This window comes from Saccharomonospora saliphila YIM 90502 (assembly GCF_000383795.1).
Taxonomy (GTDB): Bacteria; Actinomycetota; Actinomycetes; order Mycobacteriales; family Pseudonocardiaceae; genus Saccharomonospora; species Saccharomonospora saliphila.
Window position 1 is genome coordinate 259,824 of record NZ_KB912728.1, and the last position, 6,677, is coordinate 266,500.

The 6,677-nt window shown below is 70.1% G+C and carries 9 protein-coding genes; 2 read left to right on the top strand and 7 right to left on the bottom strand.

Going from position 1 to position 6,677, the window contains the following annotated elements:
* Positions 1 to 32 precede the first annotated feature (32 nt).
* On the top strand, positions 33 to 410 hold the full coding sequence (locus tag SACSA_RS0120210; RefSeq protein ID WP_028662083.1) for an acyl-CoA dehydrogenase family protein: 378 nt from the start codon (positions 33 to 35) through the stop codon (positions 408 to 410).
* 5 nt (positions 411 to 415) lie between these two features.
* Positions 416 to 865, top strand: a complete 450-nt coding sequence (locus SACSA_RS0120215; protein WP_028662084.1) for a nuclear transport factor 2 family protein — start codon at positions 416 to 418, stop codon at positions 863 to 865.
* 414 nt (positions 866 to 1,279) lie between these two features.
* On the opposite strand, the gene SACSA_RS0120220 is transcribed toward SACSA_RS0120215, so the two are convergent.
* The 7 genes from SACSA_RS0120220 to SACSA_RS23955 form a co-directional block, all read right to left on the bottom strand.
* Positions 1,280 to 1,810, bottom strand: a complete 531-nt coding sequence (locus SACSA_RS0120220) for a class IV adenylate cyclase (RefSeq protein ID WP_028662085.1) — start codon at positions 1,808 to 1,810, stop codon at positions 1,280 to 1,282.
* Positions 1,811 to 1,976: 166 nt separating this feature from the next.
* Positions 1,977 to 2,351: an NUDIX hydrolase gene (locus SACSA_RS0120225; protein ID WP_232213026.1), complete on the bottom strand. Its 375-nt coding sequence runs from the start codon at positions 2,349 to 2,351 to the stop codon at positions 1,977 to 1,979.
* 145 nt (positions 2,352 to 2,496) lie between these two features.
* A complete protein-coding gene (locus SACSA_RS0120230) occupies positions 2,497 to 3,231 on the bottom strand; it encodes an SDR family NAD(P)-dependent oxidoreductase (RefSeq protein ID WP_019819635.1) in 735 nt (244 codons plus the stop codon).
* A gap of 29 nt (positions 3,232 to 3,260) precedes the next feature.
* Positions 3,261 to 4,316, bottom strand: a complete 1,056-nt coding sequence (locus SACSA_RS0120235; RefSeq protein ID WP_019819637.1) for an LLM class flavin-dependent oxidoreductase — start codon at positions 4,314 to 4,316, stop codon at positions 3,261 to 3,263.
* Between the two features lie 42 nt (positions 4,317 to 4,358).
* Positions 4,359 to 5,087 (bottom strand): SDR family NAD(P)-dependent oxidoreductase, encoded by a 729-nt coding sequence (locus SACSA_RS0120240; protein WP_028662086.1) that lies wholly within the window; start codon positions 5,085 to 5,087, stop codon positions 4,359 to 4,361.
* Between the two features lie 69 nt (positions 5,088 to 5,156).
* Positions 5,157 to 5,567 carry a nuclear transport factor 2 family protein gene (locus tag SACSA_RS0120245; RefSeq protein ID WP_019819641.1) on the bottom strand — a complete coding sequence of 137 codons (411 nt, stop codon included), beginning with the start codon at positions 5,565 to 5,567 and terminating at the stop codon, positions 5,157 to 5,159.
* A complete protein-coding gene (locus tag SACSA_RS23955) occupies positions 5,560 to 6,540 on the bottom strand; it encodes an aromatase/cyclase (protein ID WP_019819643.1) in 981 nt (326 codons plus the stop codon). Before SACSA_RS23955 ends, SACSA_RS0120245 begins: the two co-directional genes overlap by 8 nt.
* Positions 6,541 to 6,677 lie beyond the last annotated feature (137 nt).

Below are 6,677 nucleotides of genomic sequence, written 5' to 3' on the forward strand. Positions count from 1 at the left end.
CGACCGGCAGGAGCAGCGAGTAACCGGAGAACGTGCCCGCCGAGGCCAGCAGCATCAACAGGAACGGCCGGGAGGTCGCGGCCCCGATCGACGCCGCGGAACTGCTTGTGCTCCGTGCGGCCCGGGTGTGCGACGCGCCGGAGCGCACCACGCTGGAGGCGGTCCGCAACCCCCGTGACTGCGCGGTCGCGGCGGGCGAGTTCGTCGACGCGGTGGAGCGGCTGTTCCGCCGGTCGGGGACACGGGCCCAGTTGGCCACGGAGCCGCTCGAACGGTACTGGCGGGACGTGCATTGCATGGGCAGTCACGTCGCTCTGCGCCTCGACGTCGTGGGCAAGGCCTACGGAGAGCACGTCCTGTCCTCCGCGGTGCGGCGGTCCGGGCACAGCGGCGACGAAGAGAGAGGGTGATCGGAATGGCACAGGAGCGGATCGTGGCGCGGCCGTACGTCAGCGGCGAGGTCTACGCCGCAGTCCAGCACTTCTACGCCCGGCAGATGGCGCTGCTCGACGAGGGCAGCGGCGATGCCTGGGCGGACACGTTCAGCGAGGACGCGGTGTTCGCCGAGCCGAGGATGCCGGAGCCACTCATCGGAAGGGAGGCGATCCGCGCGTCGGTGCACCGCACGATCGCGGGGCACCGCGATGCGGGAAGGACGACCCGCCACTGGTTCGGCATGCTGGTCGTGGAGCCGGGCCCGGAGGGCGTGCTGCACACGCGGTCCTACGCGCTGACGATGGTCACTCCGAGCGGGGGATCGGTCGGCATCCTCGGGCACGCGGTGTGCCGCGACCAGCTCGTCGCCGCGGGCGACGGCCAGGATTACCTGGTGCGCCACAGGGACATCGCACCGGACGGGGTCTGAGGCACACGGCACGATTGCCGTGGGCACCCCGGCGAGCGCCTGACCATGCGTTTCCTGACGGAGTGCCACAGCTTTCGGACTCGGCGTCGAGCCGCCGGGCTTCTGCAAGCCTTAGTCGAACGAGGCTTGAGCGCGGACGGCGTGAGCGAAACCGCTGGGCATAGCGCAAGGTACTTCACGTACCCGGCGCGCACGCGCCAGAGGCGCGTGCCGATCAGCTCGCCGTCGCTGTCGGCGTCATGCAGTGGGCGGGAGCCTGCGGACGCAGGTGTCGTCGTCCCAGCTCCCGGGCGGTGTGCTCGGGCATCGTCGCACTCACGGCTGGCGGCTCCTCACGGGCGCGCAGGGCCGCACGCCCGCGAGATTGATGGGGTCCGCGGGCGCGCGGGCGCAGGTGATCAATGGCTGCGATAGTCAGAACTTGAGGTCAGTGATCGTGTTGAGGTCGATGCCGTAGTGGGCGTAGATCTTGATGGTGTTCTCGCCGGTGAGGTCGGTTTTGGTGTAGCCGAGCAGGGCGGCGACGCGCACGACCTCGTCTTTCGAGTCTGCTTCGATTTCCACGTAGGGCGGGATCTGCGGCCAGGTGTCGATCTCGACTCGCGCTCCATCGAGGATGAAGCTGGTGCGTTTGGTCTCCTGGTAGGACTTCGGGGTGAAGCCCAGCATCCCGAGCAGGGCGTTGGTGGCGGCGAAGTCATCGACGCCGACCTCAACTTCGTGGGTGCCGTCGATGGCGTCGCTGGTGATCTCCTTGACGGTCAGCGTGGTCTCGCCGTCGGTGTCGCGCAGCCTGATCCACTTCGACTCGTCGCCGGGGGTGATGTCGTAGACGTAGCGGCGCAGGAATTTCTCGCGGAGCTTCTGACCGCCCTTCTCGAGGATCAGTTTCTCGGTGGCCCTCGGGTCGATGTCGAGAATTCTGGCTTCATGCTCGATGGGCACCGCGGACACTCCTTCTCGGTTCGCACAGGGATCGTTACGGCAGGTTATCCGGCTCGCCGGGCGGCGCAGCACCCACGAGGATGCCGAACACTCGGCCCGCACGCGCGGAAGTGTGCTCGCGTTCGACCAGCTCACCCACGTCAAGGGGCCAGGCGAAACCGGCGCTCTACGGGTAGGCCAGACTGAACTCCTTCACCGCGGTCGGCTTCGTGTCGATCAAGGTCACGTCGCTGCGCAGGTCGATCCGGTCCAGGTCATAGCCGTCTCGGGACCGGTCGCTGAATTCCGGACCGCTCCGGGCGGACTTATCGAGCGTGGCCAGCCGCGTGACGACAAAGCGCTGCACCGCGACCCCGGCATCCAACGGCGAACTGAACAGGAACACCTGTGAAGCTGCGGCCGCCTCGGCGCCCAACTCCTCGCTCAGCTCGCGTGACAGGGCCGCCCCGTGTCCTCCACGCCGCCGCCGGGCGCCGTCCAACAGCTCTTGGCCTGGCTTCGTGCGGCTGCTCAGAACCCATCGGCCCTGGTCATCGCTCAAGATCGCCCTGGCCGCACGTCGCCTTACTGTCGCTGTCAACTGTGTTGTTGCGGCTGACCACCCGGGCGCACACGAGAATCCGCCCCCGCACGCCAGGCGTGTGCGGGGGCGGATTCGTCGGTTCCCGAGATGCCCGGTACGCCGGTCACCACACGAGACCGCCGTTGACCTCGAGGACGTGGCCGTTGACGTAGGACGCCTCGTCGCCCGCCAGGAAGACGGCCGCGTCGGCGACCTCGTCGGCCCGGCCCAGCCTGCCCGAGGCGAGCTTGGGGGCGTACTGGTCCCACACCGGGGAGTTCTTGAGCAGCTTGCCCATGCCCTCGTCGATCAGTCCCGGGCTCAGGCAGTTGGTGGTGATGCCGTCCGCGGCCAGCTCGACGGCCACGACCCGGGTGAGCATCTCGACGCCCGCCTTGGTGGCACAGTAGGCCGAGGCTCCGGGCGCGACGCGGGAGCCGAGCGCCGACGACATCGTGATGATCCGTCCCGCTCCGCTGGCGCGCAGGTGCGGCACCGCGGCGCGGACGCAGTGGAAGGTACCGGTGAAGTTGGTCGAGACCGTCTCCTGCCACTGTTCCGGATCGAGGTCGGCGACCCTGCCCGGACGGCTGACGCCGGCATTGGCGACCATGATGTCGAGGCCGCCGAAGTGCTCGACCGCCGCGTCGGTGAGCCGGGCCGCCGAGTCCGCCGAGCAGACGTCCACCGGACGGAACACGACCCGGTCGCCGCCCTTGTCGAGGACCGGTCGTGCCGAGGCCTCGTCCCGGGCCGCGACGACGACGTGTGCTCCCTCGTCGAGGTAGGCCTCGGCGATGCGCCGTCCCAGGCCCTTCGTGCCGCCGGTCACGACCGCGACCTTGCCCTTCAACCGCATCCGTTGCTCCTTTTCCGTTCGCGGGCCGGTCAGAACTTCGGCGCGATCTTCTCGGCGAGCAGGTGCATGGTGCGCCGCGCTACCTCGGCGGGAAGGTGCCCGGAGTGGATGCCGAGACTGATGCCGATATCCGGCCCGAACCACTCGGCGATCGTTTCGAGCTGCCGGGTGACCTCCTCCGGCGTTCCCGACAGGACCTTGTTCTGTGCTCGCTTGTCCTCGTAGGTCGCCCGCGCGGCCGTGTCGGCCAGTTTGTCGTAACCGGGGTAGTCGGCGCTGTTCACCCGGCTCCACGACTGGACAGCCTCCCCGATCGCGGCTCCGTTGCGCTCGTCGTCGAGGGCGGCGAGCCTGCGAGCCTCCGCGCCGTCCTCGGCGATGACGCAGGGATAGCTGAAGTGCACCTTCTCGGCGCCCGGCGTGTGGCCGCCCTCGGCCCAGGCCCGCCGGTAGGTGGCGAGCCGATCCTTGAGGTCCTCGGTGGCGAGGACTCCGGGCACGATCTGGAGGTTGTGTCCCGCGCGCCCGGCCTCGACGCAGGATTCGGGGCTGCGGGCGGAGGTCACATACACCGGCGGGTGGGGACGTTGCGCCGGTCGTGGTTGCAGCGTCACCGGACCGAACCGGTGGAACTCGCCCTCGAAGACCGTCCCCTCTTCGGTCCACAACCGCTTGCAGGCGGCGAGCCCTTCGCGGAACCGCGCGCGGCTCTCGTCGAGGGGGATGCCGAACGCCTCGAACTCGTCCGGCAGGAACGCCCGGCCGAAGGCGACGTCGAGGCGCCCGTGCGAGATGTTGTCGAGCATCGCGAGCTTGCCCGCGAGCTTGACCGGGTGCGTGAACGCGGGGATCACCGCGCTGGTGCCGAGCCGCACGCGACGGGTGCGGCCTGCCGCCGCGGCCAGGAAGGTCACCGGGTCGGGGCTGTAGCCACCGTAGTCGAAGAAGTAGTGCTCGACCGTTTTGACGTGGTCGAGCCCGAGCTCGTCGGCCAGGTCGGCGAGCCCGAGCGACTCGTCGTAGTACTGCTGGGCGGTCTTGACGCGGGGTCCGATGGTCGGAAAGAGCGCGATGCCGAAGTGCACTGGGGAACTCGCCTTCTCGTGTGGTGTGGTCGGCCGGAGGTGTCAGCGCAGGTGTGTGCCGCCGTCGACGAGGAGGACCTCGCCGGTGGTGTACCGCGCGTCCGCGACGTGCGCGACGGCCTCCGCGACGTCGTCGGTCGTGCCCGTGCGCCGCAACGGGGCGTTGGCCTCCATCCACGCGCGTGCCTCGGTGAAGTCCTTGGTCCATTCCGTGTCGACGAGCCCGGGAGCGACCGCGTTGACCCGTACCTCCGGGCCCACGACCCCGGCGAGAAGCCGGGTCATGTGGTTGATCGCCGCCTTGCTCACCGCGTAGGGGATCGAACTTCCGGCAGGCCTGCTGCCGGCGATCGAGGAGATGTTGACGACCGCGCCGTCGCCCGAGGCGCGCAGGTGCGGCAGCGCGGCGCGGGTGACCAGCCAGGTTCCGACGACGTTGACGTCCAGAATGTCCCGCCAGACCTGTGCGGTGACGCTGTCGAGGTCCGAGTGCGGGATGACCTTGGTCGTGCCTGCGTTGTTCACGAGGATGTCCAAGCGCCCGAACTCGGCGATCACGGTGTCGACGAGGGTCGTCACGTCCTGCTCGACGGAGACGTCACCGGGCACGTAGAGGGCGCCGGGAAGGCTCTCGGCGAGTGCCCGGCCCTGCTCGACCGAGCGGACCGAGTTGACGACCACGCGGACGCCGTTCGCCGCGAGCCGGGTCGCCACGGCCGCTCCGATCCCGGTCGAGGAGCCGGTGACGAGGGCCACGCGCTGAGTTGTCATGAGAACTCCCGAGTTCGTCGTTGTCCACCGCGCGGTGCGGGGGTGTCGTGCTGACGGCGGGGTGGTGCCTCAGCCGTCGTGTGTGACGTGTCGTTCGCGGACTCGCAGGTCGTCCCGGTCCCGGAGCAGCACGTCCTCGGCCGTGGTGCTGGCGTAGAGGGTCGCCGGGCCGCCGCCGTACGGCGTGGACAGGGCCACCGCGCGGTAGCGGGTGCGCACCGTGCCGTCGGCGCCGTCCTCGACGCGCAGCATTCCCAGCCAGTGCCGGCGGACGAGTCCGTCGCCGGTGACGGCGTCGACCCGCCTGCGCGCGGCCGCGGCGATGTCACGCCGTCCGGTCAACGGCTCGTACCTGCCCCGTTCGACGAACGTGCCGTCCTCGGTGAAGGTGTCGGCCCAGGAGTCGGCGTCCCCGTTGTCCAGCAGCCACATCTGCCGCGCGTAGAACTGCTGGACCTCGCAGTACAGGTCGTCACGCACGGTCGGCCCCCTTCCCGCTCGAGGACCCCGCCGGGCTCGACTCGCAGTGCGACTTCGCCTGCTCGAGGATCGACCGCGCGTTGCCGCCGAGTTCCCGCCGGATGAAACCGCGGGCGTCGCTCAGGGATACCCCGGGCCCGAGCGTGTCGGTGATCCCGGCCGCGTTGACGACCACGGTCTGTTCGGCGGTGACCCCGACGCCGCCCGCACGGGAGTCGAGCAGCCAGCGCACGTGGTGCGCGAGACCGATCGGGGGCAGGCGCAGATGCGTGAAGACGATCGCGTGGTGCGGCAGCCCCAGCCGCGCGGTCCTGGTGGTCAGTGTCCGGCCCGACTCGACGACCATGTCGGTCTCCAGAATGTGCGCGTCGGGGCCGTTCTCGGTGACCGAGGCGCGGGAGATGTGCGGCATCCGCTCCGGCCAGCGCCGCGCGTCGAAGAGGAAGTCGTAGACCTCCTCGCGTGCGCAGGCGATCTCGACGCTGTCGGTGAGGACCAGGAGCGTGTCCGGTTCGGCGGCCTCCCGCTCCGCGGCGACCCGGAGTGCCTCGAGTTCGGCGGTGCTGAAGTCGTGGAGCGTGTCCTCGATCCAGCGCAGGGTCTCGGCATCGCCCGCGCTGGTGTGCACGTCGTGGGACAGCCGCACGCGGGACCGGTCGGCGTCCAGCGCTTCGACCTGCCAGGAGCCGCCCATGTCGGTCACCGGCGGGCGGGGGGTTTCGTGGCGGTAGTCCATGCGCAGCCGCTCGGGATGGTAGCGCCGTAATGCCACCCAGGTGTGGACCTGCTCGTCGGAGAGGGTCCACATGCCGACCCGGTGCTGGTCACCGTCGTGGCCCAACGGCTCGAGGTGCAGCGTGGTCGGGAACACGCGGGGCCAGCTCGTGAGGTCGGTGAGGAGCCGATAGACCTCGCGCGCGGGCGCTCGGACGGTGGTCTCGTGCTCGGATTCCAGGGTTCGGGACTGGCTCATGCCGCTCCGTTCTCTCGGGCCGGCGTCGGCGGGGTCGGTGTCGCTGCACCCGCGGCGGACGCCGTCGCCGGGGAGGGACAGCTCGGCCGACGTCGGCTCGGCGGGTGGTCCGGGCCGACGAGGCCCGGACCGGCACC